Raw genomic sequence first — 12,827 nt, forward strand, 5'->3', positions numbered from 1 at the left:
TCCTGGCCGGCCTGCTGACCGTGGCGGTGCCGGGAGCCGCGTACGGCAAGACGGCCGATGTCACCGTCGTCACCCCGGGGGCCACCATGGGCCCCTCCCCCGTACGACTGCGCAGGACTGCCTGCGACTGCGTACGACTGCTCTACAGATAGCCGAGCGCCGTCGCCCCGCCCACTCCGCCGAGCACCATGAACACCGGCATCAGGACCTTCAGCTCGACCCAGCTGCCCGCGCGGAAGCGCATGCCCTTCGGCGGGCCGATCGGGTACCAGCGCTTGCGGCCGACCGGGATGGGCCACAGGATCGGGCAGCCGGAGACGGTCAGGGCGTCGCCGATGTCGTGGACGAGGGCGCCGAGGACGATCGGCAGGCCGAGCCACAGGTACTGCTGGCCGGGCTCCGTGAAGAGCCAGCCGGCCCCGTTGCCGGGCTGGTCGAGGACGCCGGCGAGGATCCAGGCACTGGTGGCGCCGAGCAGCCAGACCAGGACGTCGCTGGACATCCGCGCGGCCCGCCACAGCAGTCCCTCGACCGCGAGCACGAGGTGCACGAAGAGGATCGCGAGGACCGCCCAGCGGCCGCCGGTGACGGCGGCGACGGAGCAGCCGCCGCCGACCAGGACCGCCCACACCCAGGTGTGGGTGAGGGTGCGGTGGCCGCCGGAGCGGCGCGGGTCGTGGGAGGTGCGGGTCGCCTTGTAGACGGCGTACGACAGCTTGTCGACGATCTCGCACAGGCCGCGCGAGACCGGGCCGAAGGCGCGCGAGATGGTCGCCGACTTGTGGTCGAGGTCGGGGGCGAGGGCGGCGCCCGCGCAGATGAGCGCGCCGACGACGAGAACCGGCCAGGGCATGGGGTGGTCGAAGGCCGCTGCCGCCGCTCCGACGCCCAGCCAGGCCGCCGCTCCGGACAGCGAGTGCGCCGGTCCCATCATGTTTCTTCCCGCCCCGTCTCTCGCCGCCGCTCGCCGCCGCTCGCGGTTTCCCCGTGTTCTGCCGCCCAGTTGACGGCCGGTCGACGGGCCAGCCTATCGTCCGTGATCTTCGATCCGGCGGCCGGTTCCCTCATCCGGGCGGAATCCAGGCAAGATGGGGGCGTGACCCTTATCGATCAGCTGCCGCCGACCGCCGACCCCGATGCCCTCTTCGAGGCGTTCTCCACCTGGGCGGAGGACCGGGGCATCACGCTCTACCCGGCCCAGGAGGAGGCGCTGATCGAGGTGGTCTCCGGGGCCAACGTGATCCTCTCCACGCCCACCGGCTCCGGAAAGTCGCTGGTCGCGGCGGGTGCGCACTTCACGGCCCTGGCCAATGACCAGGTCACCTTCTACACGGCGCCGATCAAGGCGCTGGTGTCGGAGAAGTTCTTCGACCTGTGCAAGATCTTCGGCACGGAGAACGTCGGCATGCTGACGGGCGACGCCTCCGTGAACGCGGACGCGCCGGTGATCTGCTGCACCGCCGAGGTGCTCGCCTCGATCGCGCTGCGCGACGGCAAGGACGCCGACATCGGCCAGGTCGTGATGGACGAGTTCCACTTCTACGCCGAGCAGGACCGCGGCTGGGCCTGGCAGATCCCGCTGCTCGAGCTCCCGCAGGCGCAGTTCGTCCTCATGTCGGCGACGCTCGGCGACGTGTCGATGTTCGAGAAGGACCTGACCCGGCGGACCGGGCGGCCGACGTCGGTGGTGCGCTCGGCGACCCGGCCGGTGCCGCTGTCGTACGAGTACCGGCTCACACCGATCACGGACACGCTCACCGAGCTCCTGGAGACCAAGCAGGCGCCGGTCTACATCGTCCACTTCACCCAGGCGCAGGCGGTGGAGCGGGCGCAGTCGCTGATGAGCATCAACATGTGCTCGCGCGAGGAGAAGGACCGGATCGCCGAGATGATCGGCAACTTCCGGTTCACCACCAAGTTCGGCAAGAACCTCTCCCGCTACGTCCGGCACGGCATCGGTGTGCACCACGCGGGCATGCTGCCGAAGTACCGGCGCCTGGTGGAGAAGCTGGCGCAGGCGGGTCTGCTGAAGGTCATCTGCGGTACGGACACCCTGGGCGTCGGCGTCAACGTGCCGATCCGCACGGTGCTGTTCACGGCGCTGACGAAGTACGACGGCAACCGGGTGCGCACGCTGCGCGCCCGTGAGTTCCACCAGATCGCGGGCCGGGCCGGCCGGGCCGGATTCGACACCGCCGGTTTCGTGGTGGCGCAGGCGCCCGAGCACGTCATCGAGAACGAGAAGGCGCTGGCGAAGGCCGGCGACGACCCGAAGAAGCGTCGCAAGGTGGTCCGCAAGAAGGCCCCGGAGGGCTTCGTCGGCTGGACCGAGAACAGCTTCGAGAAGCTGATCGCCGCCGAGCCGGAGCCGCTGACCTCCCGCTTCCGGGTCACGCACACCATGCTGCTCTCGGTGATCGCCCGCCCCGGCAACGCCTTCGAGGCGATGCGCAAGCTGCTCGAGGACAACCACGAGCCGCGCCGGAACCAGCTGAAGCACATCCGCCGGGCCATCGCGATCTACCGCTCGCTGCTCGACGGCGGCGTCGTGGAGCAGCTGGACAAGCCGGACGCCGAGGGCCGCACGATCCGGCTGACCGTCGACCTGCAGCAGGACTTCGCGCTCAACCAGCCGCTGTCGACGTTCGCGCTCGCCGCCTTCGACCTGCTCGACCCGCAGTCCCCGTCGTACGCGCTCGACATGGTGTCGGTCGTCGAGTCGACGCTCGACGACCCGCGCCAGATCCTGCACGCCCAGCAGAACAAGGCGCGCGGCGAGGCGGTCGGCGCGATGAAGGCCGACGGCGTCGAGTACGAGGAGCGGATGGAGCGGCTCCAGGAGATCTCGTACCCGAAGCCGCTCGAAGAGCTGCTCTGGCACTCGTACAACGTCTACCGGAAGTCGCACCCGTGGGTCGGCGACCACCCGGTGTCGCCGAAGTCGGTCATCCGGGACATGTACGAACGGGCGCTGACCTTCACGGAGTTCACCTCCTTCTACGAGCTGGCGCGCACCGAGGGCATCGTCCTGCGCTATCTCGCGAGCGCGTACAAGGCGCTGGACCACACCATCCCGGACGACCTGAAGACGGAGGACCTGGAGGACCTGATCGCCTGGCTGGGCGAGATGGTGCGGCAGGTCGACTCCTCGCTGCTCGACGAGTGGGAGCAGCTGGCCAACCCGGAGCTGGAGTCCGCGGAGGAGGCCCAGGAGAAGGCCGACCAGGTCAAGCCGGTCACGGCGAACGCCCGCGCGTTCCGGGTCCTGGTGCGCAACGCGATGTTCCGCCGGGTGGAGCTGGCGGCGCTCGACAACGTGGACGAGCTCGGCGAGATGGACGCGGAGTCCGGCTGGGACGCGGACGCCTGGGGCGAGGCGATGGACGCGTACTGGGACGAGTACGACGACCTCGGTACGGGTCCGGACGCGCGCGGCCCGAAGCTGCTGGCCATCGAGGAGGACCCGGCGCACGGCGTCTGGCGCGTCCGGCAGACCTTCGCGGACCCGAACGGTGACCATGACTGGGGCATCAGCGCGGAGGTGGACCTGGCGACCTCGGACGAGGAGGGCCGGGCGATCGTCCGCGTGACGTCCGTCGGACAGCTGTAGGCACTGCCTTTCCCGCAGTGCCGCATTCCCGGAATGAGGAGCATGAGGTGACCAACCCCGCCGAGAGACTCGTCGATCTGCTCGATCTGGAGCGGATCGAGGTGAACATCTTCCGCGGCCGCAGCCCGCAGGAGTCGTTGCAGCGGGTCTTCGGCGGGCAGGTCGCCGGCCAGGCCCTGGTGGCGGCGGGGCGCACGGTGGACGGCGACCGCCCGGTGCACTCGCTGCACGCCTACTTCCTGCGCCCGGGGCGGCCGGGCGTGCCGATCGTCTACCAGGTGGAGCGGGTGCGCGACGGGCGTTCCTTCACCACCCGGCGGGTCACGGCGGTGCAGGAGGGCCGGACGATCTTCAATCTGACGGCCTCCTTCCACCTTCCCGAGGAGGGCGCCTTCGAGCACCAGCTGCCGCCGCGGCACCTCACCGACCCGGAGAGCCTGCCGAAGCTCGCGGACGAGATCCGCGACCACCTCGGCGCGCTGCCGGAGGCGCTGGAGCGGATGGCCCGCCGGCAGCCCTTCGACATCCGCTACGTGGACCGGCTGCGCTGGTCGAAGGACGAGGTAGGTGGCGCGGACCCGCGCAGCGCGGTCTGGATGCGGGCGGTCGGGCCGCTGGGCGACGACCCGCTGGTGCACACCTGCGCGCTCACCTACGCCTCCGACATGACGCTGCTCGACGCGGTGCGCATCCCGGTCGAGCCGCTGTGGGGGCCGCGTGGCTTCGACATGGCGTCGCTCGACCACGCGATGTGGTTCCACCGGCCGTTCCGGGCCGACGAGTGGTTCCTGTACGACCAGGAGTCGCCGATCGCGACGGGCGGGCGCGGCCTGGCCCGCGGCCGGATCTACGACCGCGAGGGCAGGCTGCTCGTGTCCGTGGTCCAGGAGGGCCTGTTCCGGAAGCTCTAGGGGCTGTCCGGCCCTGATCCGCCGGACAGGCCCTGGCCCCTCCGCGCGCTCACTCCTGCGACGCGGTCCAGGGGCGCAGCTTCTCCGGGTTGCGTACGGCCCAGATGCCGGTGATCCGGTCGTCGGCGACGTCGAACGCGAACACCGCGATGACGGCGCCCTCGTGACGAACCGTCAGGCCCGGCTGGGCGTTGACGGTCCGCTCCTCCAAGGTGAGGCCGGAGGCGCGGGAGACGAGGTCGACCAGGTAGGCGGCGATCCGCTCGTGGCCCTCGATCGGGTGCAGCGCGGCGGCGACCAGGCCGCCGCCGTCGGCGACCACCGTGGCGTCCGGGGCGAGCAGTCCGATCAGGGCCTTGATGTCCTTGGCCTCCCAGGCCCGCTTGAAGTCCCGGACCAGGTCGGCGCGCCGGGCGTCGGGCGCGGCGGCGGCCGGGCGGGCCGCGTGGACCCGGCGGCGGGCCGAGGAGGCGAGCTGACGGCAGGCGGCCGGGGTGCGGCCGACGATCTCGGCGACCTCGGGGAACGCGTAGCCGAAGACGTCGTGCAGCACGAAGGCGACGCGCTCGGCCGGCGTCATCGCGTCGAGGACGACGAGGAAGGCCATGTTGACCGACTCGTCGAGGGTGACCCGGTCCGCCGGATCGGCCGTGGCGTCACCGGGCCGCTCGCCGATCCACTCCGGCCGCCCCGGCACCGGCTCCGGGATCCACTCGCCCACGTAGCTCTCCCGCCGGACCCGCGCCGAGCCGAGCACGTCGAGGCAGATGCGGCCGGCGACCCGGGTCAGCCAGGCGGCGGGGTTGACGATCCCGGCGCGCTGCTCCGGTGACATCGCGTACCAGCGGGCGTACGTGTCCTGGACCACGTCCTCGGCATCGGCCAGCGAACCGAGCAGCCGGTAGGCCACCCCCATCAGCTGCCGCCGCTCGCTCATGACGACGCTCAGGTCCTCGTCGCTGCTCATCGTGCCACCGGCCTTCTTCTCGCGAGTACTCACATCCGTACGACGGAACGGCGGCGCGAAATGTGAGATGGCGGGCCGTGGGGCGGGCCGGCCTGACATTCCGGGGCGCCGTCTCGTCGTACCGGCGAACCCCATCACGTACGAGGAGTGACCAGCATGTCGACCCCGATCACCGCGCTCGACGAACTGACCGGCGACTACGTCCTGGACACCGGCCGGACGCGGATCGGCTTCGTGGCCCGCCACGCCGTGTCCACCCGGGTCCGCGGCCACTTCGACGACTTCGAGGGCCGGGCGCACCTGGACGGCGCGGACCCGGCCCGGTCCCACGTCCGGCTCGCCGTCCGGGCGGACAGCATCCGTACCGGCAACGCGCGGCGCGACGAGCATCTGTGCGCCACCTTCCTGCACGTCGCCGACTTCCCCGCCGTGGAGTTCGTCTCGACCGAGGTGCGGCAGACCGGCACCACCCGGTTCGCGGTGACCGGCGACCTCACCATGCGGTCGGTGACCCGGCCGGTCACGCTCGACCTGGAGCTGACCGACGGCGGCGACGGGCACCGGGTCGGGCTGCGCGGCGGCGTCACGATCGACCGCAACGCGTGGGGGGTGAACTGGAACGCGGCGACCCGGTTCATGGTGAGCCCGAAGGTGCGGCTCGAACTGGACGTGGCCGTGCTGCGGCTGGGCTGACGCGCGTCCCGGCGGGCGTGTCACAGGACGGCCGGGTGCGGCGTCTCATGGGCGTATTCCGCTCCGGAAGCCACCACAGAAACGGACATCCATCATGAGCAAGGTCTGGTTCGTCACCGGTTCCGCCCGCGGCCTTGGCCGCGCCTTCGCCGAGGCCGCGCTGTCCCGCGGGGACCGGGTGGCCGCGACCGCCCGGGACGCCGCGCGCCTCGACGACCTGGTCGCCGCGCACGGCGGGGCGGTGCTGCCGCTCGCTCTCGACGTCACCGACCGGGCCGCCGTGCACGAGGCCGTACGGCGGGCCGGGGAGCACTTCGGCCGCCTCGACGTGGTCGTGAACAACGCGGGCTACGGCCTCTTCGGCGCCGTCGAGGAGCTGGGCGAGCGGGAGCTGCGGGACCAGCTGGAGACCAATCTGTACGGCCCGCTGTGGGTGGTGCAGGCCGCGCTGCCGCGGCTGCGGGCGCAGGGCGGCGGCCACATCGTGCAGATCTCCTCGGTCGGCGGTGTCGTCGCGATGCCGCTGGGCGGCGGCTACCACGCCTCCAAGTGGGCCCTGGAGGCCCTGAGCGAGTCCCTCGCCCAGGAGGTGGCCCCGTTCGGGATCAGGGTGACCGTGGTCGAGCCTGGCTCCTACGCCACGGACGCGATGGCGAGCGTCGTCCACGCCGAGGCCGATCCGGTGTACGAGGGGCTGCGGGAGCAGTTCGCCGCGTTCGCGAAGTCCGTCGACGTCGGCGACCCGGCCGCCGCCGGCCGGGCCCTGCTGAAGGTCGTCGACGCCGAGAACCCGCCGCTGCGGGTCTTCTTCGGCGGGCAGGGGAACGAGCTGCTCCCGCAGGTCTACACGGACCGGCTGCACACGTGGGCGGCCTGGCAGGACCTCGCCCAGGAGGCGCACGGGCAGCTGGACTAGATGCCGGGCAGGGTGTCCTGCTCGACCTCGTGCCGCCGGGTCCGGATGTCCGGGCCCGGCGGGTGCAGCTTGGCGTCGCAGGCCGGGCCGAGGCCGGTGCGGCGGGACGCGGCGCCGGTCAGCGGGCGCCCGCACAGCCGGCACCACACCCGGCCGGGTGCGTCGGTGTCCGCCCCGGCGCCGATGTCGATTGCCAGCGATTCGTCTTCCATGGTCAGATCAAACCCCATTGTGACGAGGAGCAGTCCCATGAGTGTGTACGAGATTCCGCTGACGACCCTCGCCGGCGAGCCGCTTTCGCTCGCCGACTACCGCGACCGGGCCGTCCTGGTCGTGAACGTGGCGTCCCAGTGCGGTCTCACCCCGCAGTACGCGGGCCTGGAGCGGCTGCAGAAGGAGTACGGGGAGCGCGGCTTCACCGTGCTCGGCGTGCCGTGCAACCAGTTCGCGGGCCAGGAGCCGGGCAGCGCGGAGGAGATCGGCACGTTCTGCTCGGCGACGTACGGCGTGACCTTCCCGCTGCTCGCGAAGACCGAGGTGAACGGCGCCGGGCGGCACCCGCTGTACGCGGAGCTGACGAAGGTCGCCGACGCCGAGGGCGAGGCCGGTGACGTGCAGTGGAATTTCGAGAAGTTCCTGATCGGGCGGGACGGCGCCGTGACCCGTTTCCGGCCGCGCACCGAGCCGGAGGCCCCGGAGCTGGTCGCGGCGATCGAGGCCCAGCTTGCCTGACGTCGTTTCGCGGCTGCGGGCCGCGGGCTGTGTCTTCGCCGAGGAGGAGGCGGAGCTGCTGACGGCGGCCGCGGCCGGTCCGGCCGAGCTGGACGCGATGGTGGAGCGGCGGGCCGCGGGCCTGCCGCTGGAGCACGTCGTGGGCTGGGCCGGCTTCGCGGGGCTGCGGATCGAGGTGGACGGCGGGGTGTTCGTGCCGCGCCGGCGCACCGAGTTCCTGGTCGGCCGGGCCGTGACGCTCGCCCGGCCCGGCGCGGTCTGCGTCGACCTGTGCTGCGGCACGGGCGCGGCGGCCGCGGTGCTGCTCGCCTCGGTCGAGGGCGCCGAGGTGTACGCCTCCGACATCGAGCCGGCCGCCGTGCGCTGCGCCCGCCGCAATGTGGAGCCGCGCGGCGGGCGGGTGTACGAGGGCGACCTCTTCGACCCGTTGCCGGCCACGCTGCGGGGCCGTGTCGAGGTGCTGGTCGCCAACGTGCCGTACGTACCGAGCGGCGACGTGCCGCTGCTGCCGCCCGAGGCCCGCGACCACGAGCCGCTGGTGGCCCTGGACGGCGGCGCGGACGGCCTGGACGTGCTGCGCCGGGTCGCGGCCGGCGCGGCGGAGTGGCTGGCGCCGGGCGGGCATCTGCTCTTCGAGACCAGCGAGCGCCAGACGGGCCCGGCCGTGGCGGCGGTCGCCGCGCACGGCCTGACGGCCCGGGTCCTGGAGGACGAGGACCTGTACGCCACGATCGTCGTGGCGACCCGCGCCTAGGCCTCTTCGGCCCGGGCCGTACGCGGCTTCAGCCGGCAGCGGGCCGGGCCGAGGGCCTGGAGGGTGATCGCGGCGGCCAGCGGGACCTCGGTGTCGATGGCCTCCAGTTCGTAGGACTGGAGGATCATCGCGAGCGCGATCACCGATTCCAGCATCGAGAAGTGCTGACCGATGCAGGCGCGCGGGCCGCCGCCGAACGGGAACCAGGCGTAGCGGGGCCGGCCGGCCTCGGCCTCCGGGGTGAAGCGGTCGGGGTCGAAGCGCTCCGGGTCGTCCCAGTAGCGGGGGTGCCGGTGGGTCACCCACGGCGCGACGATGACGTCCGCGCCGGCCGGGATGGTGTAGCCGCCGATCTCGGTGGCGGCGACGGCCCGGCGGCCGATGGCCGCGGCGGCCGGGAAGAGGCGCATGGCCTCCTTGAGCACCCGGGTGAGGTACGGCAGCTGGTCGAGGTCGGCGGCGCCGGGCGTGCGGCCGGCCAGGACCCGGTCCACCTCCTCGTGGGCCCGCTTCTGCTCCTCGGGGTGCTTGGCGAGCAGGTGCAGCGCGAAGGCGAGCGAGGTGGCGGTGGTCTCGTGCCCGGCGAGCAGGAACACCAGGACCTGCTCGCGCAGTTCGGTGGCGTCGAAGCCGCTGTCGCCGTCGCTCTCGGCGGCCATGAGCAGGGTCAGCAGGTCCCGTCCCTCGCCGGCCGTGCCGGCCGCGCGCCGCTCGGCGATGATGCGGTCGCAGACGGCGTACAGCTCCTCGTGCACGGCGGCGGCCTTGCGGTTGCCCGGGGTGGGCCACTCGCGCGGGATGTTGCGGGGCGAGTAGCCGCGGCGGGCGACGTAGGCGCCGAGCGCCGGGAAGCAGCGCTCGACGATGTCGACGGCGGCGTCGACGTCGGTGCCGAAGAGGATGCGGGCGACGGCGCGCAGCGCGAGGGTGGTCATCTCGTGCATGACGTCGACGCTGTCCTGGCCACCGTCCCGCCAGGTGCCGGTGAGCCGGTCGACCTCCTCGGCGACGGCGGCGGCGTAGGTGTCGACGCTGCGGCGGGTGAACAGCGGCTGCACGAGCCGTCGTTGGCGCAGGTAGTCCTCGTCCTGGCTGGTGAGCAGTCCGTTGCCGAAGGAGACCCGGAGCTCCTCGTAGAAGTTGTTCTCCTTGCGGAAGTTGGCGGCCTCGGTGGCCAGCACCTGCTGGGCGCCCTCGGCGGAGAGGACGAGGTGGATGGTGGACCGCAGTCCGGGCGGTCCGGCGGTGATCCGGACGACGTCCCCGTGCTCGCGGCGGGCCTTGAGGAAGGTGCCGAGCGAGTCGTTCTTGAGGTCGAGCAGGGAGCCGAGCAGGGGAAGTCCCGCGAGTTCGGGAATCTCCTGCGTCTTCCGGCCGGTGGTCGCCATGTGCCGTTCCCCCTTGTGAGCTTCGGTGCCGCATTCGATTCTGCCGCACGAGGTGACTCACGGGTAGCCGTCCCCCGGAGGTCCCCGAACGGCCCCCGGGGCCTGGACTCCCCGGGGGCCGTGGGAACGTGCCGGTCCGTCAGGTCAGCGGATCGGCATGCCGGAGAGGGTGCGGGCGATGACCAGGCGCTGGATCTCGCTCGTGCCCTCGAAGATCGTGTAGATGGCGGCGTCGCGGTGCATCCGCTCGACCGGGTACTCGCGGGTGTAACCGTTGCCGCCGAGGATCTGGATGGCCTGGGCGGTGACCTTCTTGGCGACCTCGCTCGCGTACAGCTTGGACATGGAGCCCTCGGCGGAGGTGAAGGGCTTGCCCGCGGTCGCCATCCAGGAGGCGCGCCAGACGAGGAGGCGGGCCGCGTCGATCTGGGTGCGCATGTCGGCGAGCTGGAAGGCGACGCCCTGGTTGTCGATGATCGGGCGGCCGAACTGCTCGCGGGTCTTCGCGTAGTCGAGGGCGACCTCGTAGGCGGCGCGGGCGGTGCCGACGGCCATGGCTCCGACGGCCGGGCGGGAGGCCTCGAAGGTGGCCATGGCGGCGTTCTTCAGTCGCTCGCCGCCACCCGCCTTCGCCTTCTCGTGGGCCCGGGCCAGGCGCTCGTCGAGCTTCTCCTTGCCGCCGAGGAGGCAGTGGCCGGGGACGCGGACGTTCTCCAGGACGACCTCGGCGGTGTGCGAGGCGCGGATGCCGTGCTTCTGGAACTTCTGGCCCTGGGAGAGGCCGGGGGTGTTCGGCGGCACGATGAAGGAGGCGTGGCCCTTGGAGCCGAGCTCGGGGTCGACGACGGCGACGACGACGTGGACGTTGGCGATGCCGCCGTTGGTCGCCCAGGTCTTGGTGCCGTTGATCACCCACTCGTCCTTGGCCTCGTCGTAGACGGCGCGGGTGCGCATCGAGGCCACGTCCGAGCCGGCGTCGGGCTCGGAGGAGCAGAAGGCGGCGACCTTGACGTCGTCGACGTCGCCGTACATCTGCGGGATCCAGGTGCCGATCTGCTCCTCGGTGCCGTTGGCGAGGACGCCGACGGCGGCGAGGCCGGTGCCGACGATGGACAGCGCGATGCCGGCGTCGCCCCAGAACAGCTCCTCCATGGCCATCGGGATGCCGAGGCCGGTCGGGTCGAAGAACTGCTGGGCGTAGAAGTCGAGGGAGTAGATTCCGAGCTTGGCGGCCTCCTGGATGATCGGCCAGGGGGTCTCCTCGCGCTCGTCCCACTCGGCGGCCGCGGGGCGCATCACATCGGCTGCGAAGCCGTGGAGCCAGTCGCGCACCTGCTTCTGGTCGTCGTTGAGTTCGAGCGTGAACTCGGCCATGGTCCCTCCCGGCGACGTGTTACTTGCGGTAACAGCAGTGTGTTACCGACGGGTAGACCCTGTCAACCAGCAGCGACGCGGTTCCTGCGGCCGGCGGAGCGGAACCGGTCGGACGGCACCGGGTGCCGCCGGGGTGTTACGTTGCGAACAGCCTCAGGAATTTCGTACGGGCGGGGAGACGCGCTTATGGACACCACACACCGGACCACCACCGACCAGCAGAAGCCGGCCGACCAGCGACGGCGGGAACTGCTGGAGGCGGCGGACCGCGTGGTGCTCCGCGACGGGCCGAAGGCGTCCATGAACGCGATCGCCGCCGAGGCCGGGATCACCAAGCCGATCCTCTACCGCCACTTCGGCGACAAGGGCGGCCTCTACCGGGCCCTCGCCACCCGCCACACCGACGCCCTGCTCTCGGCCCTGCGCGCCGCGCTCGACGCGCCCGCCGACCGCCGGCAGCGCGTCGAGTCCACCCTCGACACGTACCTCGCCTCCATCGAGGCCATGCCGCAGGTCTACCGCTTCCTCATGCACCCCGCCGAGGAGTCCCAGCAGGCCGAACAGGGCTTCGACGTCGGCCGCCACTCCGCCCCGCTGCTGCGCCGCATGGGCGAGGAGCTCGGCCAGGTCATCGCCGAACGCGTCGACCTGGGCCCGGACAGCGCGGCCCAGGCCCGCATCTGGGGCCACGGCATCGTCGGCATGATGCACGCGGCGGGCGACTGGTGGCTGGGCGAACGGCCCTGCTCGCGGGCGGAATTGGTGCGGAGCCTGGCGGATCTGCTGTGGGGGCGGCTCGCCGCCGCGGGCGACCGGGCGGACGGGCCGGGGTTCTGACCCCGGCTGCCCACGACGGTTCAGAAGCCCCTGCCCCACGGCTCCTTCCGGATCGACTTCAGCAGCTTCCGCCTTCCCCGGCCCGTCACGTGGTCCGCGTAGACCCCGCCCTCCAGGTGATCCATCTCATGCTGGAGGCAGCGGGCGAAGAAGCCCGTGCCCTCCACGCGGACCGGGGTGCCGTCGCGGCGGACGCCCTCGACGACCGCGCGGTCGAAGCGGGGGGTGGGGGCCTCCAGGCCGGGGAGGGAGAGGCAGCCCTCGGGGCCGCGGATCACGTCGCCGTCGGCCACGACGAGCCGCGGGTTCACCACATGGCCCAGGTGCCGGACGTCCTCGTCGTCGGGGCAGTCGTACACGAAGACCCGCAGTCCGACGCCCACCTGGTTCGCGGCCAGGCCCACGCCGTTCGCCGCGTACATGGTCGCGAACATGTCCTCGACGAGCCGGGCGAGCTCCGGGCCGAAGTCGGTGACGGGCTCGCAGGGCGTGTGCAGCACGGGCTCGTCGAGCAGGGTCATCGCTCGGACACGGCCGGAACTGCCGGGGATCAACCGGTTTCGCATGTGCGCAAGCGTACGTTCAGGGGGGCTCGGCCCCGCCCGGCGGTGCCGCGGTTCGGGCTCCTGGCCGGATCTCGATAGG

General features: G+C 72.1%; 13 protein-coding genes. 7 read left to right on the forward strand and 6 right to left on the reverse strand.

The features are described from left to right. Positions 1 to 142: 142 nt before the first annotated feature. Entirely contained in the window at positions 143 to 934 is a 792-nt protein-coding gene (locus ACWEV0_RS26960; RefSeq protein ID WP_453152087.1) for a metal-dependent hydrolase, read from the reverse strand. Between the two features lie 102 nt (positions 935 to 1,036). Here ACWEV0_RS26960 and ACWEV0_RS26965 point away from each other — a divergent pair, with 102 nt between their 5' ends. Together ACWEV0_RS26965 and ACWEV0_RS26970 are read left to right on the forward strand one after the other, a co-directional pair. After that, positions 1,037 to 3,610, forward strand: coding sequence for a DEAD/DEAH box helicase (locus ACWEV0_RS26965; RefSeq protein ID WP_453152088.1), 2,574 nt, complete (start codon positions 1,037 to 1,039; stop codon positions 3,608 to 3,610). 47 nt (positions 3,611 to 3,657) lie between these two features. Beyond that, on the forward strand, positions 3,658 to 4,521 hold the full coding sequence (locus ACWEV0_RS26970; protein ID WP_453152089.1) for an acyl-CoA thioesterase: 864 nt from the start codon (positions 3,658 to 3,660) through the stop codon (positions 4,519 to 4,521). 49 nt (positions 4,522 to 4,570) lie between these two features. Here ACWEV0_RS26970 and sigJ read toward each other — a convergent pair whose 3' ends face one another. Beyond that, positions 4,571 to 5,488: an RNA polymerase sigma factor SigJ gene (sigJ, locus tag ACWEV0_RS26975; RefSeq protein ID WP_453152128.1), complete on the reverse strand. Its 918-nt coding sequence runs from the start codon at positions 5,486 to 5,488 to the stop codon at positions 4,571 to 4,573. Positions 5,489 to 5,644: 156 nt separating this feature from the next. Between sigJ and ACWEV0_RS26980 the strand changes: the two genes are divergently transcribed. Beyond that, entirely contained in the window at positions 5,645 to 6,181 is a 537-nt protein-coding gene (locus ACWEV0_RS26980; RefSeq protein WP_453152090.1) for a YceI family protein, read from the forward strand. Positions 6,182 to 6,275: 94 nt separating this feature from the next. Next, the gene (locus ACWEV0_RS26985) at positions 6,276 to 7,097 is read left to right on the forward strand and encodes an SDR family NAD(P)-dependent oxidoreductase (RefSeq protein WP_453152091.1); all 822 of its coding nucleotides are present in this window, start codon (positions 6,276 to 6,278) and stop codon (positions 7,095 to 7,097) included. On the opposite strand, the gene ACWEV0_RS26990 is transcribed toward ACWEV0_RS26985, so the two are convergent. After that, the gene (locus ACWEV0_RS26990; RefSeq protein ID WP_453152092.1) at positions 7,094 to 7,309 is read right to left on the reverse strand and encodes a DUF6011 domain-containing protein; all 216 of its coding nucleotides are present in this window, start codon (positions 7,307 to 7,309) and stop codon (positions 7,094 to 7,096) included. The genes ACWEV0_RS26985 and ACWEV0_RS26990 overlap by 4 nt on opposite strands. Positions 7,310 to 7,346: 37 nt before the next feature. Between ACWEV0_RS26990 and ACWEV0_RS26995 the strand changes: the two genes are divergently transcribed. Then, a complete protein-coding gene (locus ACWEV0_RS26995; protein ID WP_453152093.1) occupies positions 7,347 to 7,829 on the forward strand; it encodes a glutathione peroxidase in 483 nt (160 codons plus the stop codon). Next, positions 7,822 to 8,583, forward strand: a complete 762-nt coding sequence (locus ACWEV0_RS27000) for a putative protein N(5)-glutamine methyltransferase (protein ID WP_453152094.1) — start codon at positions 7,822 to 7,824, stop codon at positions 8,581 to 8,583. The genes ACWEV0_RS26995 and ACWEV0_RS27000 overlap by 8 nt, the downstream gene beginning before the upstream one ends. On the opposite strand, the gene ACWEV0_RS27005 is transcribed toward ACWEV0_RS27000, so the two are convergent. Both ACWEV0_RS27005 and ACWEV0_RS27010 read right to left on the reverse strand, forming a co-directional pair. Then, positions 8,580 to 9,971 (reverse strand): cytochrome P450, encoded by a 1,392-nt coding sequence (locus ACWEV0_RS27005; protein WP_453152095.1) that lies wholly within the window; start codon positions 9,969 to 9,971, stop codon positions 8,580 to 8,582. The two genes, ACWEV0_RS27000 and ACWEV0_RS27005, sit on opposite strands and share 4 nt — an antisense overlap. 144 nt (positions 9,972 to 10,115) lie before the next feature. Further along, positions 10,116 to 11,345 carry an acyl-CoA dehydrogenase family protein gene (locus ACWEV0_RS27010; RefSeq protein ID WP_453152096.1) on the reverse strand — a complete coding sequence of 410 codons (1,230 nt, stop codon included), beginning with the start codon at positions 11,343 to 11,345 and terminating at the stop codon, positions 10,116 to 10,118. A 186-nt stretch (positions 11,346 to 11,531) separates the two neighbouring features. Between ACWEV0_RS27010 and ACWEV0_RS27015 the strand changes: the two genes are divergently transcribed. Then, positions 11,532 to 12,182, forward strand: a complete 651-nt coding sequence (locus ACWEV0_RS27015) for a TetR family transcriptional regulator (RefSeq protein ID WP_453152097.1) — start codon at positions 11,532 to 11,534, stop codon at positions 12,180 to 12,182. 20 nt (positions 12,183 to 12,202) lie between these two features. Here ACWEV0_RS27015 and def read toward each other — a convergent pair whose 3' ends face one another. After that, entirely contained in the window at positions 12,203 to 12,748 is a 546-nt protein-coding gene (def, locus tag ACWEV0_RS27020) for a peptide deformylase (protein WP_453152098.1), read from the reverse strand. Positions 12,749 to 12,827 lie beyond the last annotated feature (79 nt).

It is taken from the genome of Streptomyces sp. NPDC003943, from assembly GCF_053605265.1.

Bases quoted from the DNA above. Each gene is read 5' to 3' on its own strand.
- ACWEV0_RS26960 (WP_453152087.1), bottom strand. From the start codon at position 934: ATGATGGGACCGGCGCACTCGCTGTCCGGAGCGGCGGCCTGGCTGGGC.
- sigJ (WP_453152128.1), bottom strand. From the start codon at position 5,488: ATGAGCAGCGACGAGGACCTGAGCGTCGTCATGAGCGAGCGGCGGCAG.
- ACWEV0_RS26980 (WP_453152090.1), top strand. From the start codon at position 5,645: ATGTCGACCCCGATCACCGCGCTCGACGAACTGACCGGCGACTACGTC.
- ACWEV0_RS26985 (WP_453152091.1), top strand. From the start codon at position 6,276: ATGAGCAAGGTCTGGTTCGTCACCGGTTCCGCCCGCGGCCTTGGCCGC.
- ACWEV0_RS26990 (WP_453152092.1), bottom strand. From the start codon at position 7,309: ATGGAAGACGAATCGCTGGCAATCGACATCGGCGCCGGGGCGGACACC.
- ACWEV0_RS26995 (WP_453152093.1), top strand. From the start codon at position 7,347: ATGAGTGTGTACGAGATTCCGCTGACGACCCTCGCCGGCGAGCCGCTT.
- ACWEV0_RS27005 (WP_453152095.1), bottom strand. From the start codon at position 9,971: ATGGCGACCACCGGCCGGAAGACGCAGGAGATTCCCGAACTCGCGGGA.
- ACWEV0_RS27010 (WP_453152096.1), bottom strand. From the start codon at position 11,345: ATGGCCGAGTTCACGCTCGAACTCAACGACGACCAGAAGCAGGTGCGC.
- ACWEV0_RS27015 (WP_453152097.1), top strand. From the start codon at position 11,532: ATGGACACCACACACCGGACCACCACCGACCAGCAGAAGCCGGCCGAC.
- def (WP_453152098.1), bottom strand. From the start codon at position 12,748: ATGCGAAACCGGTTGATCCCCGGCAGTTCCGGCCGTGTCCGAGCGATG.